The organism is Chitinophaga pendula, assembly GCF_020386615.1.
Lineage (GTDB): Bacteria > Bacteroidota > Bacteroidia > Chitinophagales > Chitinophagaceae > Chitinophaga > Chitinophaga pendula.
In genome coordinates this window covers 3,590,070-3,611,337 of the sequence record NZ_CP077769.1, presented here as the reverse complement: position 1 = coordinate 3,611,337, position 21,268 = coordinate 3,590,070, and the positions used below count along the sequence as shown (strand labels likewise).

The window sequence follows — 21,268 nt, the reverse complement described above, 5'->3', positions numbered from 1 at the left end:
AATTATATAAAAGAAAGACCAAGCTATGAACACTAAGATCTGGCTATCCTCTCCGCATATCGGGGAAATGGAATTCGAGTATGTGAAAGAAGCGTTTGACACCAACTGGATAGCACCCGTAGGCCCGCATGTAGGGGCTTTTGAAAAGTCACTGGAAGCATACCTCGGAGAGGATGTGCACGTAGCCGTGCTCAGCAGCGGCACTGCCGCCATACACCTGGGACTGATATTACTGGGCATCAAAGCCGGTGATGAAGTGATCTGCCAGAGCTTCACCTTTTCAGGTACCGTCAACCCGGTGAGTTATCTCGGCGCTACCCCTGTATTTATAGACAGTGAACGCGATTCCTGGAACATGTGCCCGGTATCCCTCGAAAAGGCCATCAAAGAACGCCTGGAACTTGGTAAAAAACCAGGAGCTATCATCCCCGTACACCTGTACGGTATGCCAGCCAACATGGATGCCATCCGCGAAGTAGCCGCCCGCTATGATATACCGGTGCTGGAAGATGCAGCAGAAGCATTAGGCGCTACCTACAACGGCAAAAAATGCGGTACCCTCGGCGATATCAGCATTTTGTCTTTCAATGGTAACAAGATCATCACTACCTCCGGCGGCGGTGCCCTGGTATCTAAAAATAAAGAGTGGGTAGAAAAAGCCCGCTTCCTCTCTACACAGGCACGCGATCCGTTCCCACACTACGAACATACCCATATCGGTTACAACTACCGGTTGAGCAACGTATCGGCTGGTATAGGCCTGGGACAGATGAAAGTACTCGATACCCGCGTACAGCAACGCCGTAGTAATTACAACTATTATTATGATCAGCTGAATGAATTAAATGGAGTAAGTTTTCTGGCAGAACCTGCCGGCTGCTTCAGTAATCGCTGGCTGAGTACCATCCTGATCGATCCGGCCCAAAGCAATGGTATTACCCGGGAAACGGTACGACTGACGTTGGAAGCATTGAATATCGAATCCCGTCCTTTGTGGAAACCTATGCATCTGCAACCGGTTTTTGCCGGCGCACCTACTTACACAAACGGGGTATCTGAACAACTGTTTGATATAGGGCTCTGTCTGCCAAGCGGATCTAACTTGACCCAGGAAGCCCTGGATGCAACAATCTCTACCATTAAGGGATTGTGGAAGAAGTAACGAATCAATCGGTCACTTCAGTTTTTATTATACTCAATGCTCGCCGGTGGTGTTTTTACACTACCGGCTTTTCTATGCAAAGGTATATACCTATCCTCCGCTAGCAGGTGTATGCTGATTAACAGCCGGCAACAGTGACGCATTTTTAAAAGGATATTTCTCCAGCACCTTTCGCACTTTTTTATTGCCTGCAATCTTACGGATCGCCTCCAGGTGCTTGTCGTGATGCAGGTCCGTCCCGATATAATCAATCATATTATTATTGATCAGGTACTGCGCTGCCTTTTGTACATGCCTGCCATAATAACCTGTCAGTGACAACAGGTTAAGCTGGAAAAGACAGCCTCTTCTTTTCAGCGTGTCGTACTCCTCTTCATGCTGCTGGTAGTAGATATATCGCTCCGGATGTGCCAGTAAAGGCGTATACCCCCCCGTCTCTAGGTCGAATAGCCACTGTGGCAAATGCAAGGGAGGGGACACAAAAGATACTTCCACCAATACCATGCTGCCATTGAGCGTGAGCATAGGCGTCGCCATGGTGGTCGACAGGTGCTCATCCAGGTAATACTCAGCTGCATAAGATACCGGTACAGGTAACTTCTCCTGCCGGAGCCGTTGCTGCAATGCCTCAAATGGTGGATCAATGGTCTGTTTGGAATTATCATAACGGTCCGTCATGATATGCGGGGTGGTAATAATACGCTGAATACCCCAGTCGGCCAGTTGCCGGATAAAACGTATCGAAGTATCCGCGTCCTGTACTCCATCGTCTATACCAGGAACGAGATGAGAATGTAGATCTGTGCCTATAAACGATAAAAAATCCTTCTCTGATTCTTCCTTTGATCTTTTGCTACCGAATAAAAACATAAGCAAAACGGTGGTTTTTAATGATACAGCCATGCTTCATAACAATGAGGCATTTTTTCCTAAGGGTGTTAACTGGGTTCTTCATGATCACGGGCGAGAAGGTCATGGTCCAAATATAGTGAGTATCTGGCAGGATTGCAGATGTATTGTGGCGACCTCTCTGTACATCATTTCCCTTTCGTTGCTGCAACTCTTGTTGACATAATCGGATATACGAAGGACACGAACAACAAAATCCATTCCTGAAATCAGCGGGATATTTTTGTGTTGAATATATAACACTTAGTTAACACATTAGTATGAATTATGATTTTTCATGAAATGTTTCCGTTTTTTATATGTATTTTTGTTATCAAGAGTTATTTATTTATCCGCTACAAAACAATTCCTATGAGATTTTTGTTCCTATACCTGTGTACGCAGGTGAATGTTAAGTTGCGTCAGTGATGTCCTGAATGCGAAAACCCACTGTTCTATCTATCACCAGAGAAGAATAAAGAAAAGAAATAACCATATCCGTGAACCCTCAGCAGCTGTGATCCAGGTGTAGGTACCACCTGTGCCATACATCCACCATACATGGATACAGACTGCATAACCGCAACAGTAGTTATGATCGGCAAATTAGTACGACAGTCAATCCTATGGGCTGTGCTGACCTGTACTTGCAATATGCAGGCATTCGCACAACACGATAGAGATATCCCTATTATCAATCCTTCCCTGGAGGGTACCCCTAATATCGGCGTACCACCATTACCGTGGTTTAAGATCGGGAAGACACCAGATATACAACCGGGTATATTCGAGATCAAACTGCCCGCTTCCGATGGGAAGACGTATATCGGCGCCCTCACCAGCCGCGCCTGGGAAGAAGCATTTGGCCAGCAGTTACAGACCCCTATGAAAGCGGGTAAGACCTACAAGGTATCCTTAGACCTGGCATACGCCCCCACCTATTTTTTTACACCGATCTGTTATGGCTCGATGATCATATATGGGTCCAACTCGCCCACAGAAAGGGGCGACATACTGTGGAAATCAGGAGAATATATGCACCAGAACTGGCAGCGTTATACCGCCACACTGCGGCCACAGAAAGATTATGCCTACCTGGTGTTCGGTCCTTACTACGAAAAAAAATGTACGGACAAAGTTTACACCGGCGCTTTGATCGATAATATCTCCCAGCAACTGGCTATCGTACCCGAAGTAACCGTTACCAGCACCAATGCGTGTAAAGGCGTGGCGAACGGGACCGCTAAGGTAAATGTACAGGCCGGTCAGCCTCCCTATACCTATCGCTGGATGCCCGGCAATTATACCAATGCAGAAGAAAAACATCTGCGGGCGGGTCAGTACGAAGTGACGGTAACCAGTGCCAACGGCAACAGTGCGGTGGCCACGGTGACAATAGGAGAGCAGGAAGTAAAGGCCAGTGTCGTCACGGAGGCTTCGAGGTGTTACGGCGATGAGCAGAACAGTATATTGCTGAGTGCCGCCGGTGGTACACCGCCCTACCGGTATGCTTTGGGAGTAGCGCATCCGCATTTTTACGATAGCCCGGTATTCCGGCGGCTGCCTTCCGGCGAATACCAGGCCGTAGTAGTAGATGTGGTAGGATGTGCGGACACCTTACGTAAGATCGTGCTGGCAGACCCTCCGCCGCTGGAGTGGGTACAGGCCAACATCAAACCTACCAGCTGCGGGGAATCAAAGGATGGACGTATCAGCCTGCAGGTAAAAGGAGGGGTGGCGCCTTATGAGTATATGGTAACGGGGAATGGCGCCCAATGGCAGTCAGACCCCGTGTTGAGACAACTGGGCCCCGGCAGCTATACCTACCAGGTAAGAGACGCCAATGGTTGTTTGAAGCAAGGAAATGCCACCATCACCACTCCCTGGAAAAATTGCCTGGTCGTGATACCCACTGCTTTCAGTCCTAACGGTGATGGACAGAATGACCTGTTCCGTCCCAAAGTCTACGACGACATCCGCAATTACCGTATGACCGTATACAATCGATGGGGAGTATTGGTATTTCAATCCAACGATCCTGAGAACGGCTGGGATGGCACCATGAAAGGAAGCCGCCTGCCCGCGCAGACGTTCGTATACGTCTGTACTTTTGACAATCGCAATAACGAACGCCAGGAAATGAGAGGATCGCTGTTACTAGTACACTAGTAACCTGTGGAGGGGAATTCGATCATATCGATGATGGCTTCCAGGAAGCGTTGATCTGTTTCATCAAATTGCTGCAGCGCTTCGCTGTCTACATCCAATACACCGACAACAACATTATTCCGTATAATAGGCACGACTATTTCCGACTGAGAGAGGCTGCTGCAGGCAATATGTCCGGGGAATTGCGCTACGTCGGGAACGATCAGGGTACGTGCTTCTGCCCAACTGCTGCCACATACCCCTTTGCCTTTGCGGATACGCGTACAAGCTACCGGTCCCTGGAAAGGACCTAATACCAGCTCCTCCTGCTTTACCAGGTAAAAACCCACCCAGAGCCAGCCAAACTGTTCTTTCAGGGCGCCCGCTATATTCGCCAGGTTGGCGATAAGATCGGGTTCTCCCGTTATCAGCCCTTGTATCTGCGGAAGTAAAGATTCATATTGTGCTGCCTTACTACCGCTTACTATATTCAGATCTTCTGCCATCCCGCTAAGTTAAGTATTTACCCGGAGATGCCTGCCGTCTGCCCGTACACCCAAGCAGGCTGGTAAAAGGGCCGCCGTTGTTGCGATTGTTAAAAATCCTGCACCCTTGTATAAATTTAACCAGGATTCTTTAGTATATTTATAAGTGCCGGATGCCAAGAGGGAATGCCGGGTGATCTGTGAGTAAATCCTGCTTCCTGCCTGGTGTTTTTTATGCCGGCTTTGTACCGGAACATCCACTATTTAAATGCAATAAGGACAGTCTACAGGTGTCAACAGCCTGGTTTAACCCCATCAGCGTATTACCTGATACCAGCAATACCATTGCAAACCATCGGACAGTATTTGAACGGCCAGCAAGTGGATTGTATCCGTGTAGGGCGTATTACAGACAATATAATATAGCGATGTCCGTTATTACCGCGTACTGGCAAATTGGCAAAGAGGACTAACAGTTGATATCAAAAAATTATGATGAACGAATTATCTCAGGTTGTATTGGTGAACGAAAAGGATGAAGCTTGCGGTGTAATGGAAAAACTGGAAGCGCACCTTCAGGGCGTACTTCACCGGGCTTTTTCCGTTTTTATTGTAAATGAGAGCGGAGAGATGTTATTACAACAACGGGCCTTTGGCAAGTATCACTCGGGCGGGTTATGGACCAATGCCTGCTGCAGTCACCCTTTGCCGGGGGAGGAGGTGGAAGCGGCCGCTCACCGGCGCCTGCGGGAAGAGATGGGGATGGATAGCTCCCTGCTAAAGTTATTTGATTTTGTATATCGTACAGCGTTTGATAATGGCCTCATAGAGTATGAATACGACCATGTGTTTTTAGGCGTTTATAACGGCGTAGTGGTACCTGACAGTAATGAAGTGAATGACTACAGGTGGTTATCTGCGAACGAGATCACCGCCTGGTTGCAACGGGAGCCCGCAATATTCACCAGCTGGTTCCACCTGGCTTTTCCCCGGGTGCTTGCTCATCTAAATCAGGTTTCTACGACGCCCGGTGTCTGAATGTTGTTATCGCTGCTGCTCCCCAAACCAGTATCGTTAACGTTGTTTTATTGTTAACTACCCATTGCTTCTTCCCGTATAGTCGGTTGTGCCCCGATGTTACCCTTTCTGAGCGCCTATACGGCTTATCACTACTTACATCTTGCTGCAGTATCCAACTTTACGGTATTGATACCTACGTGTTGAAGACCATTTTATTACCATTTACCTGACAGTATTTCATAACCATTGACCAAGTTTTTAGCGACACAATAACCATTTATTTCAGTAACCATTTATTACCGTTTTTTTTAAGAACCATTAAATCCCGAGTTTATGAAAACTATTCAGTTTCCACGGATCATGTATCCGTTCCCTTCCGCTATTAACCAGTATGCCGCCGCGGCCCATGAGCAGAATATTGCCTGGGTGCAGACCTTTCGCCTGGTCAATACCGACGTGGCAATGGCGAAATTTAAAAAGGCCCGCTTTGCCTGGCTGGCGGCCCGGGCATTCCCCAATGCAGCCTTTGAGGAGCTGTGTATCATCGCGAACTTTAACACCTGGCTGTTCATGTTGGACGACCAGTGTGATGAAGCAAGCCTGGGTAAGCGGGAGGAATACCTGAAACGTATGACGGCATCACTGCTGGATGTGCTGAAGAGCAATCGCGTGGTGAGCATGGAAGAAGGAGGCATACTGGCGGCTTCCCTGTCGGATATCTGGGTCCGGATGCGGCAGATCAGCCGGCCACCCTGGCGTCTTCGCTTTATACGCAGTATGGAAGATTACTTTGAATCCTGCCACTGGGAGGCCGTGAACCGCGCGATGGCACAGACGCCGGCAGTAGCTGAATATGTGGCCATGCGTCCTTACACCGGCGCTTTATTTGCCGATGTGGTAGCCATCGAGATCATAGAGAAAGTATATCTGCCGGATACCGTGCTGCAGCATCCGCTAGTACAGCGGTTGGTGCTGGCCTGCAACAATATCGTTTGCTGGGCCAATGACCTGTTCTCCTGCGATAAGGAGTCGCAGCAGGGCGACGTGCACAACCTGGTGCTGGTGATACAGGAAGAAGAAAAGCTGGGTTTGCAGGAGGCTGTGGATGCCGCTGCCAGGATGCATGATGACGAAGTGAGGCTATTCTGCCGCCTGGAAAAGCGGTTGCCGCAATACGATGAAGCGACTAACGCCGAATTGCTGCGTTATGTAGCCGTGTTGAAATCATGGATTACCGGTAACTACGACTGGAGTTTCCAGGATACCGGTCGTTATAAGGTGAGTGTGGGCATACCGGAAGCGGAACTGGAGTCATAGTGATAATCCGGATATCTTTCGCCGGGCTGCTTTCTTCGCGGAAGGCAGCCCGGTCTTTTTCAGGAGGTGGCAGCGGGTGGTGGAGGTAACTTCGATTTTGCCTTCCGCTTTTCTATCCACTTGCCTAGCCACCAAAAGGAAATGGCAAGGATAAAAAAGAAGATCCCTTTATTGGTACGGTCCCAGAGATATTCAAAGTAACGGGTATACCCATCCAGGAGGAGGAAGATGACACTCAGGTCACGTATGAAGTTATCGCGGGTACTAATGCCTAGCCATAAGGTAGCGGCACAGAGCACGGTAAAGCTACCTACCCACCAGAGCAGTTGCACCTGCCTTACCTGCTGCCACTGGTCCCAGGTGGCTGTATTGCCGAATATAGATACCAGCCATGCAGACAGGAAGAGTAACAGCCATCCGCCTACCCAGGTGATATCTTTGACGGGGCGGTAAGCCGGGATGTTCCGTGCCAACCAGTGGATGCCCAATATAATAATGGCCAGCGGTACCATCCGGAAGGGGAGGTTCATACCCAGGAAATAAGAGTCGCCGGTAAAATGGTAAGTGCTGACCACATATCCAGGTATCAGGCAGAGGAGCATGGAGATCCATAGCAGCCGGGAGGAGATAATAGCGCCGATAATACCAAATGCCAGTGCCGCAATGAGCCAGAATAACCCGAAGTTGCCCTGGAGATATTGAACACTTTTACCGAGATAGACCACTGACACGCCTATACTGAGAATAGGTAGTAACCAGAACAGTTCACGGTTGAACGAAAAGACCGGTTGCCGCTGCCGGCGGCGGTATCCCTGTATACAGAGCAAAAGGGAAAGTGCGGTAAATATAATAGCGATGATGCCATCGGTGAGTGATAGCCGTTTGCGGATGACTTCAATCCATTTCTCATCCAGTACCAGGGCGCCGAAGGCCATGAGTGCACTGGATATGGCAGCAATAAAAATATACAGGGTGATGGTTTGCCAGTCGGTAGTGCGCAGTTGATAACTGTTACGCAGGCGCTGGGCCTGTTCGTTGGTGATCAGGTTTGCTGACTCCCATTCTTTGATGGCTTGTTGCAGCAGCCAGGCTTCTTTTTTGTCTACTTCCATAGCGACCGGATATAAGGGGTGATAGTTAATCGTTCACAAGATACCGACAAAAATGGTATCTGCGATTATACCTGGCCGTAAGCAGCAAACGAGACAGTTAAAAGCAGGATCAGAGTACCGGACGCAACTGGTTACGGCGGAACTTTTTCATACGGCTACGGGCAATGATTAGCAAGGGCAGGGGTACCAGGTAACTAAATTGCTGATATACCGGGTTTTTCGGGAAATAAGTATACACGAAAACGATGGTCAGGAACGTCAGGGACAGCACCATAAAACTGTACTTGCTGCGCTGGTACAACCACTCCTTGTCGGTCACATGACCGGTTATGGTGAGCCCTGGCTTTTTACGGAACATATAATAGCTAAGCCAATATAAGGCGGCTGTGCAGCAGGTGATGTTGCCCAGGTAGATATATACCGGCAGTAAAAAAGAACTGTTGGCCCTGGATGCCATCGCTGAGGTGGCAAAGGGAAAGGTCACGATAAAGAACAGGAACAAAAGGTTGCTGGCAATGATACCGTCATCATATTGTTGCAGGTAACGACAAAGTTTTACGTGCCGGGCCCAGAATACACCTATTAATATAAAGCTGGCAGTAAAGGCCGCCAATTCATTAATAAAAGGGAGGAAGACCTGCCAGAGCGTGCCGGCAGCAAATGCCTGGGAAAAGACCGGTAATCTCACTTCCAGTATCAGCAGCGCGATAGAAATAGCAAATACGGCATCGCTGAAATGTATCATTCGCTCTACTTCAAGTTCACGGTGTACCGCGTTGTTAGCTCTTGCTGTTATCATATTCCGGTGCTTGTTTTTTGATCAATAAAGACAACAAATTAGAAAAATCGAGATATCACGGGCTGTTGGCCGTTGATGTATTCACAAATTAGCAAATTTTACAGGCTTTGCGGGCCTAAACCTGTAATTGGAAGCGGGTACTGCAACTTTTTCGGACTCCTGTTGTTATCTCCTGTTGGGTATCACCCGGTTAAAAGCCAAAATCGTATGCGAGGTCTCATCAGTACGTTTTCCATTACTTTTTGTCTTGGTATGCATGGTGTACAGGCGCAGGTGGATACGACGCGTTCCGGTATCTATGCTTATAGCCTGGAAGCCTGTGTGCAATATGCCTTGCAGCATCAGCGGGATGTGGTGAATGCCAGGCTGGATGTGCAATATGCGCAAGAGCAGGTCCGGGAGAACACCGGTAAATTGTTGCCGCATGCGACCATCACCGGCAACTTTACTGATAACCTCAAATTGCAAACTTCCCTTATTCCGAATATTTTTCAAGGTCGTCCTGACGAAAAGATACCGGTGCAGTTTGGCACTAAGTTCAGCTCTGTTATAACGGGGGAAGTACGGCAAACGATATTTAACAGTGATTATTTCCTGGGATTGAAAGCGGCAAAGGTCTATACCGATCTTTCCGCCCGTAACCTGAAGCGCACTGCGATCGATACCCGGGTGGCAGTGATGCAGGCCTACTATACGGTACTGGTAAATGAAGAGAACATACGGTTGGCATCGGCCAACGAAGAGCAGTTGAAAAAGAACCTGCGGGATACGCGCTCCCGTTATGATGCTGGTGTAGCCGAACGGGTAGATGTAGACCGGATCGCCGTGTCCTATAACAATATTGTCACGCAGATCGACAATGCAACACGGCTGCGGGCCTATAGCCTGGAATTGCTGAAATTCCAGATGGGGATGCCGGATACAGACTCCCTGCAGCTAACACAGACCGTACAGGATTTTTCGCCTGCCAAAGAGCTGGCAGACACTTTAAACTACCTCGTCCAGGACCGGGTAGAATATGGCGCACAATTGACACAGATCGAGCTCAATAAACTGGGTCTGAAAAGTAAGCGGTTGAGTTTCCTGCCGCAATTGTCTGCATTTATTAACTATGGCTTTAATTACTTCTCTGCTGCTTTCAGCGATCTGTATAAAACCGGCTTTGGTGCATCGGCAGTAGGGCTGTCGCTTAATTTCCCCTTATTTACCGGTACGGAGCGTATACACCAAGTGAATGAACAGCAGATCACCTTGCAGAAATCGGTCAATGACCTCGATTATCTCTCTCAGCAGATACGCATACAGGTAAAGGATGCCTTTACACAATATCAGAATAACAGTGCCCTGTTGGCTACGCAACAGCAGAACCTGGAACTGACGCAGGGGATATATGACCGGATTGTATTGAAATACAACCAGGGGGTAGCGTCCAGCCTGGATGTGATCTCGGCAGAAAGTGAACTGAAGCAGGCAAGGGCTGACTACATCAACGCCCTGTTGAATGTACTGATCAGCAAAGTGGCGCTGGATAAGGCAATGGGTAAACTAAGATAAAAACACCATAGACCATGGACTATCGTCTATTTATTGTGAGTGCCTGTGGGCTGCTGATGTGTATCGCTTGTGGTGGCGGTAAACAGCCAGGTGCTGCCGGAGGCCCTCCACGAATGAAGGCTACGGTGGTAGCAGCTATCATTCAGCCATCTACCTATACGGTAACCGAAGAGTTTCCGGCTACTTTAACGGCCAATAACATCGTGGAATTACGCACGGATGTTACCGGGTATCTGGAAGCAATCCGTGCGAAGGATGGTAGTACGGTCACCAAGGGGCAGCCGCTGTATGAGATTGACAAAAGCCGGTATGCCGCTACCTATGGGCAGCAACAGGCATCCCTGCAGCAAGTTCAGGCGGACCTGGCACAAAAGCAGCGTGACCTGGAACGTTACCAGAAGCTGCTGGAAAATGACGCCATTTCCCGGCAAACGGTAGAGCAGGCAGGTACGGCCGCAAAAACCGCCGAAGCCAATGTAGCCGCGGCAAAGGCTGCTTTACAGAAGGCCGGCACAGATGTCAACCATGCGGTGTTGAGGGCACCGGTAAGTGGCAAGATCGGTATTGCCCAGCTTAGGGTGGGAGATATCGTCAATGCCGGGCAGACATTGATCAACACCATTGTAAATGAAGATCCCATGTTCGTGGACTTTGATGTACCACAACGCCGCTTCCGGGACTTCACGAGTGCCACGGATAAGGAACGGTTTTTTTTACTACGTTTTTCCGACGGCACGCAGTACAGTGAAGCCGGGAAGGTGCTGACCATCAATAATACTGTAGATCCGCAGACGGGGACGATACGGGTACGTTTGCAGTTCCCCAATGCACGCGGTGAATTAAAGTCTGGTATGACGGCCGTGGTAATGGTCAAAAATGCTTCTGCTGCGGATGCGTTGGCAGTACCTGCCAAGTCCGTAATGGAAACATTATCAGAGAAGAATGTATTTGTAGTGGGACAGGGGGATGTGATCCAGTTGCGCGCGGTAGAGCCGGGGGCTACAACAGATACTTTGGTGATTATCCGGAATGGCCTGAAAGGAGGAGAAAAGGTAGTGGTAGAGGGGCTGCAGAAAGTAAAACCCGGAGATACCGTCAATGTCAAAATGCTTAACTAATCACAGTCACGCATGATCTCCAAGACCTTCATAGAACGTAAGAATACAACGATCGTAATCGCCATCATCATCGTGATCGTGGGATTGATCTGTATGTTCTCGCTGCCTATTGCACAATTGCCGGATATTTCCCCGCCGGTAGTGGATGTGAAGGCTATCTACATAGGCGCCAACTCACAGACAGTGGAAGAGACGGTGACGACTCCTACGGAGAACCAGATCAATGGTACCCCCGGTGCCATGTATATACAATCGGTGAGTGCCAACGACGGGTCCAGCAGTATTACCGTTACTTTTAATATCGGCGTAGATGCCGATATCGCGGCGCTGGATGTACAAAACCGTGTAAGCCTGGCATTACCTACTATACCAGATGATGTAAGACGTACAGGGGTGACGACGAAGAAACGCTCGAATGACATGTTGATGGTAGTCGCATTGAACTCTCCCAATGGTACGCATGACAGGGGATTTCTGGACAACTATCTGAATATTTACCTCAAGCCGGAATTGTTACGTGTAGAGGGTATCGGTGATGTGAATGCTTTTGCGCAGGACTACAGTATGCGTATCTGGCTGAAGCCGGATAAGATGGCTGCTTTAGGCATTACTACTGCCCAGGTAGCCAACGCGGTCCGCGAGCAGAACCAGCAGGTACCTGCTGGTATTGTCGGGGCTCCGCCGGCATACAGTGATCAGGCCTTTGAATATAATGTAAAGGTGAAGGGCAGGCTGGTAACACCAGAGGAGTTCAATAACATCATTGTAGCGACCAATAACCAGGATGGTTCGCTTGTACGGCTGAAAGATATCGCGACCATTAATCTCGGCACCTTTTCCTATGCAGTAGATATCAAAGCAGACGGTGTGATCGGTACCGGGATGGCGCTCTACTTATCGCCCGGCGCCAATGCGCTGGATGTAGCAGATCGCGTGGATAAGAAGCTGGCGGAGATGGCCAAAACATTCCCACCCGACATACAATGGATCGTGCCGTTTGAAACCACCTCGTTCGTTCGTATCTCTATTGATGAAGTGATCGAGACATTCGTGATCGCGCTGGTGCTGGTAACATTTGTAGTATTTATCTTCCTGGAAGAATGGAGGGCCACGCTGATACCCGTGCTGGTCATTCCGGTATCCATTATCGGTACTTTCCTCTTTTTCAAACTGCTGGGATTCTCCATCAATACGTTAACATTATTCGGTTTTGTACTAGCTATCGGTATTGTGGTGGATGATGCGATCGTGGTCGTGGAAGCGGTCCAGCATCATATCGATACGGATCGTATGTCGCCCAGGGATGCCACCTACAAGGCGATGAGTGAAGTACAGGCGCCGGTGATTGCCATTGCACTTATACTGGCAGCGGTATTCGTACCGGTGGCATTTATACCCGGTGTGAGCGGCCGGCTGTATCAGCAATTTGCGCTGACCATTGCTTTTTCTGTATTGTTATCTGCATTTTTTGCCCTGACGCTTACGCCCGCCTTGTGTGTGATGTTGTTGCGGGAGAGTCATGTCACAAAAAAGTCGACCGGTATCAATAAGTTGTTCTACCGGTTCAACCAGTGGTTTGGCCGTACGACGGAACGTTATGGCCGGATGGTAAGAAGGGCTATTCATGCGACGCCGTTGGTGTTGATAGGTCTGGCCATCATTTTCACCATTGCTTTTTTCCTGTTCCGTATGGTGCCTACCACCTTTATTCCACAGGAAGATATGGGCTCTTTCCTGATTGCAGTGGAGTTACCGGAAGCCTCTTCCACCGGGCGTACCAAAGCCGTAGTGGACCAGATCAACCAGGTATTATCAAAAGACAAGGCGGTACAACACTATATGGGTGTAACCGGTATCAACTTTGTTGCCAATGCGATCAAGCCCAATTCCGCCACCTATTTTGTGAACCTGCAGCCCTGGGACCAGCGGTATAAAAAAGGTGCACATGATGATATGAATGCTGTGATAGGAAGGGTACAGGGACAGTTGATGCAGATACCCAGCGCGACCATTTTTTGTATTCCTTCGCCTACATTGCGGGGATTTGGTACGAGTTCGGGTTTCTCTTTTATATTAGAACAAAAGACTGGAACAGATGTGCAGGAGTTCAATCAGGTATTGGGTCGTTTCCTGGCAGCTGCCAATAAACGGAAAGAGATCATGCGGGCTTATACCTTCTTCAGTGCCGCTACGCCGGAATACAATGTGTCAGTAGACCGTGATAAATGCAAACAGATGGGGGTGGCTGTCGGCGACGTCTTTAGTACGTTACAAACTTATCTCGGCGGGTTGTATGTTAATGATTTTACCCGGTTCAGTCGTAGTTTCCGGGTGGTGATGCAGGCGGATACGGCTTACCGCAGGAGTATCGATAACCTGAACACTTATTATGTAAAGAACCAGCGTGGTAACATGGTGCCGTTGAGTGCTGTGATCACTGCTACGAAAGAAGGAAGTGCGCCCGTGCTAAACCACTATAACCTGTATCGTTCTGTAGAGATAGATGGGGTCAACAATTTCGGATATAGTAGCGGCGATGCTATTAAGGCATTGGAAGAAGTGGCAGCAGAGGTGCTGCCTAATAACTATGGTTATGAGTGGGCGAATATTTCTAAACAGGAGATAGAAGCAGGTAATAAGAGTACGATGATCTTCATGTTGTCTATCCTGTTTGTGTTCCTGTTGCTGACGGCATTGTACGAAAGCTGGTCCGTGCCGTTGGCGGTATTGCTGGCGGTGCCTATCGCTTTGTTCGGCTCCATAGTGGCATTGTTCCTTGCCAAGCAGCAAAATAGTGTGTATTCACAGATCGGCTTGATCACGCTGATCGGTCTGGCAGCAAAAAATGCTATTTTGATCGTAGAGTTTTGTAAGGAGCGGGTGGATGGCGGTATGCCATTGATCCCGGCGACACTGGAGGCGGTAAAGTTGCGTTTCCGTCCTATATTAATGACATCCTTTGCATTTATACTCGGGGTACTGCCTTTATGTCTGGCTAAAGGAGCGGGTGCCGCTGCTCGGTTGAATATTGGTTTTACGGTGGTAGGGGGGATGCTGGCGGCTACCTTGTTGGCTATTTTCAGCGTACCGGTGTTGTATGTATTGATCACCCGGCTGGCCTATGGCAAGAAGAAACTGGCCGAGCTGGAGGCTGCGGGAGAGGAGCGAAGGAAACCTGGCCGTCTCGGGGAGTAAACAATATTACCCGTCGCGGGGGGATTTTTTCCGATACTGTTACCGGTGGTCAGTGGAGACTATTTATTAATACAGGTACATAAGAATAGGGTAGTATTTATCGTTATTTTTGTATAAATCCCCTATTGGTATGCCATCATTTTCCATTCACCGTATGCTCTTGCTGGCGCTCATCGCCTGCATGTGCTTTATTTCCTGCAAGGATAAGGAGGATTTGGTGGGGCAGGAGCCGGGGATGGAAGGTCCTCTTTATACGGTGCAACTGGAGGTCGGGCATGGCGACAGCGTATCTGCCCCAGGAGACATTGGTACTGACAGCAGCAAACAACTACAGCAGCAGATCAAACAATTGTATTTTCTTGTCTATAATGCCAGGGGCGTAAGGGTACGCACTGTTAGCCAGCGGCATGATCAGGATAGTTTCGGGCGGGTGGCGCTGCAATTGCCGGTAGGCGACTACACCGTTGTGGTGACGGGGGAGCAGTTCCTGCATAACAGGAACGCTTATATAGACGGGGACCGTTACGAGACGGAGCAACGGTTGCCTTTGCCGACGGCCTATATCAGCACAGAGAACATGACCACTGAATTGACGACTACGGAGCTGTTTTTCCGGAAGTTCCCGCTATCAGTAAGAGTGGGGATGGTATCGCAGCCGGTACCGGTGCCGCTGAGACGGATCGTGGGCCGATTGGAGGTGAACGTGACGGACCTACCCCGCAAGGGTGTCTTTAGTATTGCGGTAAGCCGTGATCTCGGGCGGTTTAATTTTGCTACGGAGCAGGTAGACTCCGCTGCTACAGGAGCTGCTGCGACAGAGCAGGGTGCTGGTATCCGTGCGGGTGAAAAAATCGGGTATGTATATGTATTGAATACGGCGGCTCCTTTTAACGTGACAATATCCGGCATGGATACCTCCCGGTTACCCTGGGTAGCGTATACGAAAACGATACGTAATGTGAGATGTTATCCCAATCAGCGCACTATCCTCAGCGGCAAAGTATTTACCCGTCCGGACAATATCGTGTTGCTGGAAGAAGTCGGTAACAGCAATAAAGAATATGCCGCTGTGCTGCGCCAGGAAGAACAGGTGCTGGTATCCGGTCAGCCGGTTGGTGCGGGTAGCCTCCGTGTTTCGGAAGGCTGGTCCCGCGATAGTATTATGATCCGCTTTTAGTATTACTTAGTTAGTATTACTTAGATAGTTCAATCCATACCGGTGCATGGTCACTGGTCTTTTCCCATCCACGGACATGTTTGTCCACTCCCGCTTTTTTTAATCGTTTATCCAGGTGCGGACTTAACAGGAAATGATCGATGCGTAGTCCTGCATCGCGGCCGTAAGCATTCCGGAAGTAATCCCAGAAGGTATAGATCTTTTCGTCGGGATGCAGCTTCCGGATGGCATCTGTCCAGCCCTGTTCCATCAGCTGATGGAAGGCTGCTCTGGTTTCCGGGCGGAAGAGGGCATCATCTACCCATTTCTCGGGTTTATAGACGTCCAGTTCTGTCGGCATTACGTTGAAGTCGCCGATAAGGGCTACCGGCACATCGGCAGACCATAGTTCCTTCGCATGTAATTGTAATCTTTTGAACCAGGCCAGTTTATAATCGAATTTCGGACCAGGTGCCGGGTTGCCGTTAGGCAGATAGAGACAGCAGATACGTATGCCATTGCAGGTGGCTTCGAGATAGCGGCTATGCAGGTCTTCTTCATCGCCTGGCAGTCCGCGTCGTGATTCTGTCAGGTCGTCTTTGCGGGAAAGGATGGCGACGCCATTCCAGCTTTTCTGTCCATGCCAGATAGCATGATAGCCTGCTTCCCTGATCGCCTGCTCGGGAAATTTTTCCTGGGGAGCTTTTAATTCCTGGAGACATACTACATCGGGGGCGGTTTCTTCCAGCCAGCGGAGCAATACGGGCAGGCGCCCGTTTACTCCATTCACATTGTAAGTTGCAATTCTCATGATCAGCGCTTGATTATACTCAATTTAGCCATAAAAAAGGGGAAAAATCCCGTACCGGTACAGGTTTTTTCCCAATGGCCCACCTGCTACCTTTGTTAAGGAAATAACGCCCCATAAATATGAATATCAAAATCAGCCGTCTTATCGATCCCTGTATCTATCATTTACCTCAAACGTTTATGACACGTAATTTTCTGGCGGTATTACTGACCTTATTGGCGGTAAGCTGCGGCAAGGGTAGCGACAAGGTAGTCCCTCATCCCACACCTACATCAGCATCTGCACCTACGCCTACATCCGGCGCCGGCACTGATTGCGGATATCACAATGAAAAAAGGCTATACCTGGGACCTCAAGGTGGATGTTTTTACTACAACAGTAATGGTAACAAAACTTATGTAGCTCGTTCAGAATGCAAATGTTAACAACAAAAAATACCTATTACATGAAATCAATGGTAACAATTTGGTTGCTGCTGGCCAGCTTTACGGGCATGGCACAGCAAAAAATTGGCGAAGCACAGGTGAATAACCGTATTGTGCACCTCTACAGTGACTACACCTGGAAATATGCAGACAATGTGTCGTCAGGTGGCACCAAGCCCCAGAAGGCAGTGCGGGTCAACATAGCGCCCGTTGCTGCATCCTCTTCGTACGCTAGTTCCTCCGCTTCCTCTTCAGTTGGCTATTGCGGAGCCCTTACTAAAAAGGGAACGCCCTGCCGGCGTAAAGTGAGAGGTGGAGGGAGGTGCTGGCAGCACTAGTGTTGTTTTTTCTGTTTTTTGTATTGGTTGCACGGGATAGGATTTTTCCTATCCCGTTTTCATGCAGGTACCATCGGCCATTTGCAGGTTGGCCGCTGAGTGTGATGACCGTACTGGTGACCATCGCGACCGTTTTACCTGTGCGACCTGTGATATGGCAGCGGTAAACAGTGATTGTTTTCCCCGCCGTGATCAGCTGTTGTAGCCTTTGTTTGGCTACCTTACCTTGCCTGACGAGCCAATCATTTTTTCGGATGTATAAGGTTTGGGCAGTGCCTGGAAACCAGCCGGGAAATCTGCGAGGAGTTGTAGTTTTTGGGCTATTTTTTTGAACTTATCTATATGCACAGCAGGAACTTTACAGGTAATAGTAAGGATAAAAACACAGCTGCTGTGTATTGTGTGCACATCATTTTGTATACGTATGATGGGGCGGTAGACACCGCCCCTTTAGTTTGATTCGATCTCCCTACCCGGTTACGGGTAAGTGTTGTATAATCCCCATGTACCATTTGGCCGGACTCATTGGATGTAGTACCCGGTTGGACGCCGGGTACTTACTGAAGCATTGGCATGTCCTCCTAATGGGTGATGGAAGGTTTATAAGTCTCTGGAACGTTTGGGTGGTTTGGCAAAGTAGTTTTCGATAATTTCTATAGCCCTTTTTTGTGTCAGCGGATCTGATAGCGGTTGGGTAAATCGCTGGCGATCCCTGTCATAATAATATTTTTGCTGCTCGTCTACAGTTACTTCGAGTGCATTTAGGGTTCGGACTTTAAAAGACTGTCCTTCTACAGTTATGTTTATTATTTGGCTCATCGGCGCTGATTTGGGTAAACAGGCGCCGCGCAACGAAAAGCGCGGAACTCTTTCTTCGGCGCACCAGGAGGCGTAGGAAGCCAGGAGCACGCACAAAGAAGAGCCCGCGCTAATTACGCAGGCTTACTCCTCCGTTACACGTGGCTCCATTAGATTCCTACTTCCCTGGACACGCAACGATTAGAGCAGCAACCAATACTTTATGGGGCTGCAAATTGAAGCGAATATAAAACAAATTTGCATATTGCGGGCCGATCGGCCCGCAATATTTTTTAAGAATAAGGCGAGGTTAGTGGGATGATAAATGAGCAGGAAATTTTGCTACGGTTGGGGCAACGGCTTAAGCAGTTGCGGGAAGAAAAAGGTTATTCGTTGCGGGAGCTGGAAGCGCACAGTCATATTGATAATTCGGATCTGAGTAAGATTGAAAGAGGGCAACAAAAGCTGACTTTTATTACGCTTTGTAAGATTGCTCAAGGTCTTGAGATCCCCTTTACGACACTTTTGGACGGTTTTGATCTGTAGATAAGTTACCAGTAGTCAGCCTGTTATCTTACTACTGTTTTTTCCTGGCTCCTGTTGTTTGCATAGGTATTGTACAGTGCCGTACAACACAACTTATATTTTTTATTATCTTTAGTATTACAGCTATCCCTAACTATTGTCCCTATGTTTCAAGCTACGGTTGATTCCTCCGTTCATTCCAGAATAAATCATGCTAATGCTGATATGCCTGTTCGGGCAATTGGCCTGTCCTTACCCGCTATAGATAAACGGCCGGTGCAGCGTGTGGCTTCACTAAGTGAGGAGGAGTCTGCACCCGTGCAACAGAAGGCTAACAGGACGGGATTACCGGATCAATTAAAACAGGGAGTGGAGCAACTATCCGGGTATTCGATGGATGATGTGAAGGTGCATTATAATTCGGATAAGCCCGCAGCTATGCAGGCCCATGCTTATGCACAGGGCAGCGATATCCACGTGGCGCCGGGGCAGGAGCGGCATATCCCGCATGAAGCTTGGCATGTGGTACAGCAGAAACAGGGGCGGGTGGTGCCTACGATGCAGCTGAAAGGAAAAGTGAATGTGAATGATGATACCGGATTGGAACAGGAGGCGGATATAATGGGAGATAAGGCGATGCAGTTGAAGTCGGATGATATGGAAGATAGATCGTTGATACTCGCAGGGCAAAGCGGGATGGTGGCACAGCGTATTCCTATTAAGGTATTAGGAGATAGTTACTATCCGGAAAATCATCCTACAGGTACCACGGTGGAGAGCGATGAGCTTTCTAACGATGAACGAAGAAAGGCGTTGGCTACGCTGCCGAAGGCTACCGCTGATTCAGTAAAGGATGGATGGAGGGCTGCCAGTAAGAATGAAGATTATATCGTTGCTGCTTTCGACGACAAGAAATTCAGGGATACGGGGTTGAGAGCAACGGCTAGCCGTCTTTATAAGGCTTCTCAGGATACTGATGGTACATTGGGAGCTATATTGGAGGCGCAGCGGTCCTGGCAGGATTTCTTGCATGAAAACGGACTGCCTATGGAGAAGATTATGTCTTTCCATCGGAGTTTTGGATTAGAGAATGAATTTGCGACCTGGGAGAAGGCGCCTCGTGTTACGAAGGATGTGCCTTCTCATACTGTCGTAGGGGAATCGGATGCTTTCAGCAATCTGTTTAATGTGAAGTTTGCACTAGAGACGGATGCTCAGGAGGAACTGGAGTTGGTGGCACCGCCGCTGTTGGCAGGTCAGATCAATGGTGGTATCAACAAAGCCTTTATGAGAGCTGTAAAAGATAAGCTTGTGACCTTCCTACGAGATTTCAGGAATGATAATATCGGTACGAAAGCCAGTGATTTACCTTTCGTAGCTGGCGGAATTGGTCAGAGATGGGATTGGAAAGCGGAAGCGGCGTTGATCCAAATAGCAGCTACCCGTAAGAAATGGACGACTGGAGATCAGGTGGCCTATCAACTAAATGTGGCACTGAAACCCGGTGAGATTGGCAGCTATTTATCGACAGCAAGTAATGCCTCTCATGTACCGGAACAGGGGCAAATATATGCGAAGATCCTGAATCGTTTTGAGGATTCTAATATTTATAAAGGTCTGCCGGCCGACAGGCGACAAGCCGTATATAATTCCCTCTTAGTCCTGTCTAAGGGATTGGCCAATGCGATTGCTATACCGACCTTAACTTTGGTCGCCAAGCTCAGACAACCATGGACAACAGGTGATTTGCATTCGCATGTAAAAGATCTCCACGGTATATGGATCAAGGATAGTGTGCCTAACATAACCCTCGCGGCGCTCGGAGATAATGTGCAGGCCAAGGCGGATCTGCTTAATATTATCGAGAATTTGAAAGGCGGCATAGATATAGTTGCAAGAGATGTGCAGACAGGGGTCCCCTCTTACACGCAGGCAGAAACTATCACTACTGAAAAAGCCGAAAAAGAACGGGTATTGCTGCGGGCGCACGATAAGGCGAAAAAAAGCACTACTCAACTAAGGCTAGCGGCTGAGGCAGAAGCGAAAGCTTGCCTGGTAGAGGTTATGCGGCGCCTGCAGTTAGGAGGTATACAACCGCAGGAAAACGCCAGCGTTAAATTCCTCGCGGAAACATTTGGCAGCGGCGATGGCGTACGTAAAGATACTTATGCCAATATAGGACGTTCAGCTACCAGCACCCTGCATCTGGCAGAGTTACGATCTGTTGCCAGCACGAATGCTTTCCTGGCTTAACAGCCGAAATACTTGCATAAGTCAAACCTTTTTATTAAGTTAACCCTGCTGATTATCCTAGTTCGTGATGATCGGCCTGTTATTCCACGTTATTTTATACTGATCTATGTTTAATGACCACGTTATGCCTACTATAAACAAGGCGACTACACACCACTGTACAT

Annotated in this window: 18 protein-coding genes; 12 read left to right on the top strand and 6 right to left on the bottom strand. The window is 48.7% G+C overall.

All coding sequences use genetic code 11. The features are described from left to right. The first annotated feature begins 25 nt into the window (after positions 1 to 25). On the top strand, positions 26 to 1,162 hold the full coding sequence (locus KTO58_RS12655; protein WP_095839013.1) for a DegT/DnrJ/EryC1/StrS family aminotransferase: 1,137 nt from the start codon (positions 26 to 28) through the stop codon (positions 1,160 to 1,162). A gap of 90 nt (positions 1,163 to 1,252) precedes the next feature. Here the strand turns inward: KTO58_RS12655 and KTO58_RS12650 are convergent, their stop codons facing one another. After that, positions 1,253 to 2,032, bottom strand: a complete 780-nt coding sequence (locus KTO58_RS12650; RefSeq protein ID WP_157752995.1) for a tyrosine-protein phosphatase — start codon at positions 2,030 to 2,032, stop codon at positions 1,253 to 1,255. Between the two features lie 612 nt (positions 2,033 to 2,644). On the opposite strand from KTO58_RS12650, the gene KTO58_RS12645 reads away from it, so the two are divergent. After that, positions 2,645 to 4,219, top strand: coding sequence for a T9SS type B sorting domain-containing protein (locus KTO58_RS12645; RefSeq protein ID WP_198314922.1), 1,575 nt, complete (start codon positions 2,645 to 2,647; stop codon positions 4,217 to 4,219). Here the strand turns inward: KTO58_RS12645 and msrC are convergent. Then, positions 4,216 to 4,704, bottom strand: coding sequence for a free L-methionine (R)-S-oxide reductase MsrC (gene msrC, locus KTO58_RS12640; RefSeq protein ID WP_095839016.1), 489 nt, complete (start codon positions 4,702 to 4,704; stop codon positions 4,216 to 4,218). The genes KTO58_RS12645 and msrC overlap by 4 nt on opposite strands. 474 nt (positions 4,705 to 5,178) lie before the next feature. Here msrC and idi point away from each other — a divergent pair, with 474 nt between their 5' ends. Together idi and KTO58_RS12630 are read left to right on the top strand one after the other, a co-directional pair. Next, positions 5,179 to 5,721: an isopentenyl-diphosphate Delta-isomerase gene (idi, locus tag KTO58_RS12635; RefSeq protein WP_095839018.1), complete on the top strand. Its 543-nt coding sequence runs from the start codon at positions 5,179 to 5,181 to the stop codon at positions 5,719 to 5,721. 315 nt (positions 5,722 to 6,036) lie between these two features. Beyond that, positions 6,037 to 7,020, top strand: coding sequence for a terpene synthase family protein (locus tag KTO58_RS12630; protein ID WP_095839019.1), 984 nt, complete (start codon positions 6,037 to 6,039; stop codon positions 7,018 to 7,020). Between the two features lie 59 nt (positions 7,021 to 7,079). On the opposite strand, the gene KTO58_RS12625 is transcribed toward KTO58_RS12630, so the two are convergent. After that, a complete protein-coding gene (locus KTO58_RS12625; RefSeq protein ID WP_095839020.1) occupies positions 7,080 to 8,132 on the bottom strand; it encodes a hypothetical protein in 1,053 nt (350 codons plus the stop codon). A gap of 109 nt (positions 8,133 to 8,241) precedes the next feature. Continuing rightward, a complete protein-coding gene (locus KTO58_RS12620; protein WP_095839021.1) occupies positions 8,242 to 8,931 on the bottom strand; it encodes a TMEM175 family protein in 690 nt (229 codons plus the stop codon). 207 nt (positions 8,932 to 9,138) lie between these two features. Between KTO58_RS12620 and KTO58_RS12615 the strand changes: the two genes are divergently transcribed. The 4 genes from KTO58_RS12615 (at position 9,139) to KTO58_RS12600 (ending at position 15,975) form a co-directional block, all read left to right on the top strand. Continuing rightward, entirely contained in the window at positions 9,139 to 10,485 is a 1,347-nt protein-coding gene (locus tag KTO58_RS12615; protein ID WP_198314923.1) for a TolC family protein, read from the top strand. Positions 10,486 to 10,499: 14 nt separating this feature from the next. Further along, positions 10,500 to 11,603 carry an efflux RND transporter periplasmic adaptor subunit gene (locus KTO58_RS12610; protein ID WP_095839023.1) on the top strand — a complete coding sequence of 368 codons (1,104 nt, stop codon included), beginning with the start codon at positions 10,500 to 10,502 and terminating at the stop codon, positions 11,601 to 11,603. Between the two features lie 12 nt (positions 11,604 to 11,615). Then, a complete protein-coding gene (locus tag KTO58_RS12605; protein ID WP_095839024.1) occupies positions 11,616 to 14,798 on the top strand; it encodes an efflux RND transporter permease subunit in 3,183 nt (1,060 codons plus the stop codon). Positions 14,799 to 14,928: 130 nt separating this feature from the next. Continuing rightward, positions 14,929 to 15,975, top strand: coding sequence for a FimB/Mfa2 family fimbrial subunit (locus KTO58_RS12600; RefSeq protein ID WP_095839025.1), 1,047 nt, complete (start codon positions 14,929 to 14,931; stop codon positions 15,973 to 15,975). Positions 15,976 to 15,991: 16 nt separating this feature from the next. On the opposite strand, the gene xth is transcribed toward KTO58_RS12600, so the two are convergent. Beyond that, the gene (gene xth / locus KTO58_RS12595) at positions 15,992 to 16,765 is read right to left on the bottom strand and encodes an exodeoxyribonuclease III (protein ID WP_095839026.1); all 774 of its coding nucleotides are present in this window, start codon (positions 16,763 to 16,765) and stop codon (positions 15,992 to 15,994) included. A 179-nt stretch (positions 16,766 to 16,944) separates the two neighbouring features. Between xth and KTO58_RS12590 the strand changes: the two genes are divergently transcribed. Beyond that, positions 16,945 to 17,190, top strand: a complete 246-nt coding sequence (locus KTO58_RS12590; RefSeq protein ID WP_157752996.1) for a hypothetical protein — start codon at positions 16,945 to 16,947, stop codon at positions 17,188 to 17,190. A 20-nt stretch (positions 17,191 to 17,210) separates the two neighbouring features. Then, positions 17,211 to 17,528 (top strand): hypothetical protein, encoded by a 318-nt coding sequence (locus tag KTO58_RS12585; protein ID WP_157752997.1) that lies wholly within the window; start codon positions 17,211 to 17,213, stop codon positions 17,526 to 17,528. A 600-nt stretch (positions 17,529 to 18,128) separates the two neighbouring features. Here the strand turns inward: KTO58_RS12585 and KTO58_RS12580 are convergent. Continuing rightward, a complete protein-coding gene (locus KTO58_RS12580) occupies positions 18,129 to 18,347 on the bottom strand; it encodes a hypothetical protein (protein WP_095839029.1) in 219 nt (72 codons plus the stop codon). A 327-nt stretch (positions 18,348 to 18,674) separates the two neighbouring features. Between KTO58_RS12580 and KTO58_RS12575 the strand changes: the two genes are divergently transcribed. Both KTO58_RS12575 and KTO58_RS12570 read left to right on the top strand, forming a co-directional pair. Further along, the gene (locus tag KTO58_RS12575) at positions 18,675 to 18,872 is read left to right on the top strand and encodes a helix-turn-helix domain-containing protein (RefSeq protein ID WP_157752998.1); all 198 of its coding nucleotides are present in this window, start codon (positions 18,675 to 18,677) and stop codon (positions 18,870 to 18,872) included. Positions 18,873 to 19,076: 204 nt separating this feature from the next. Continuing rightward, on the top strand, positions 19,077 to 21,104 hold the full coding sequence (locus KTO58_RS12570; RefSeq protein WP_225860230.1) for an eCIS core domain-containing protein: 2,028 nt from the start codon (positions 19,077 to 19,079) through the stop codon (positions 21,102 to 21,104). Positions 21,105 to 21,268 lie beyond the last annotated feature (164 nt).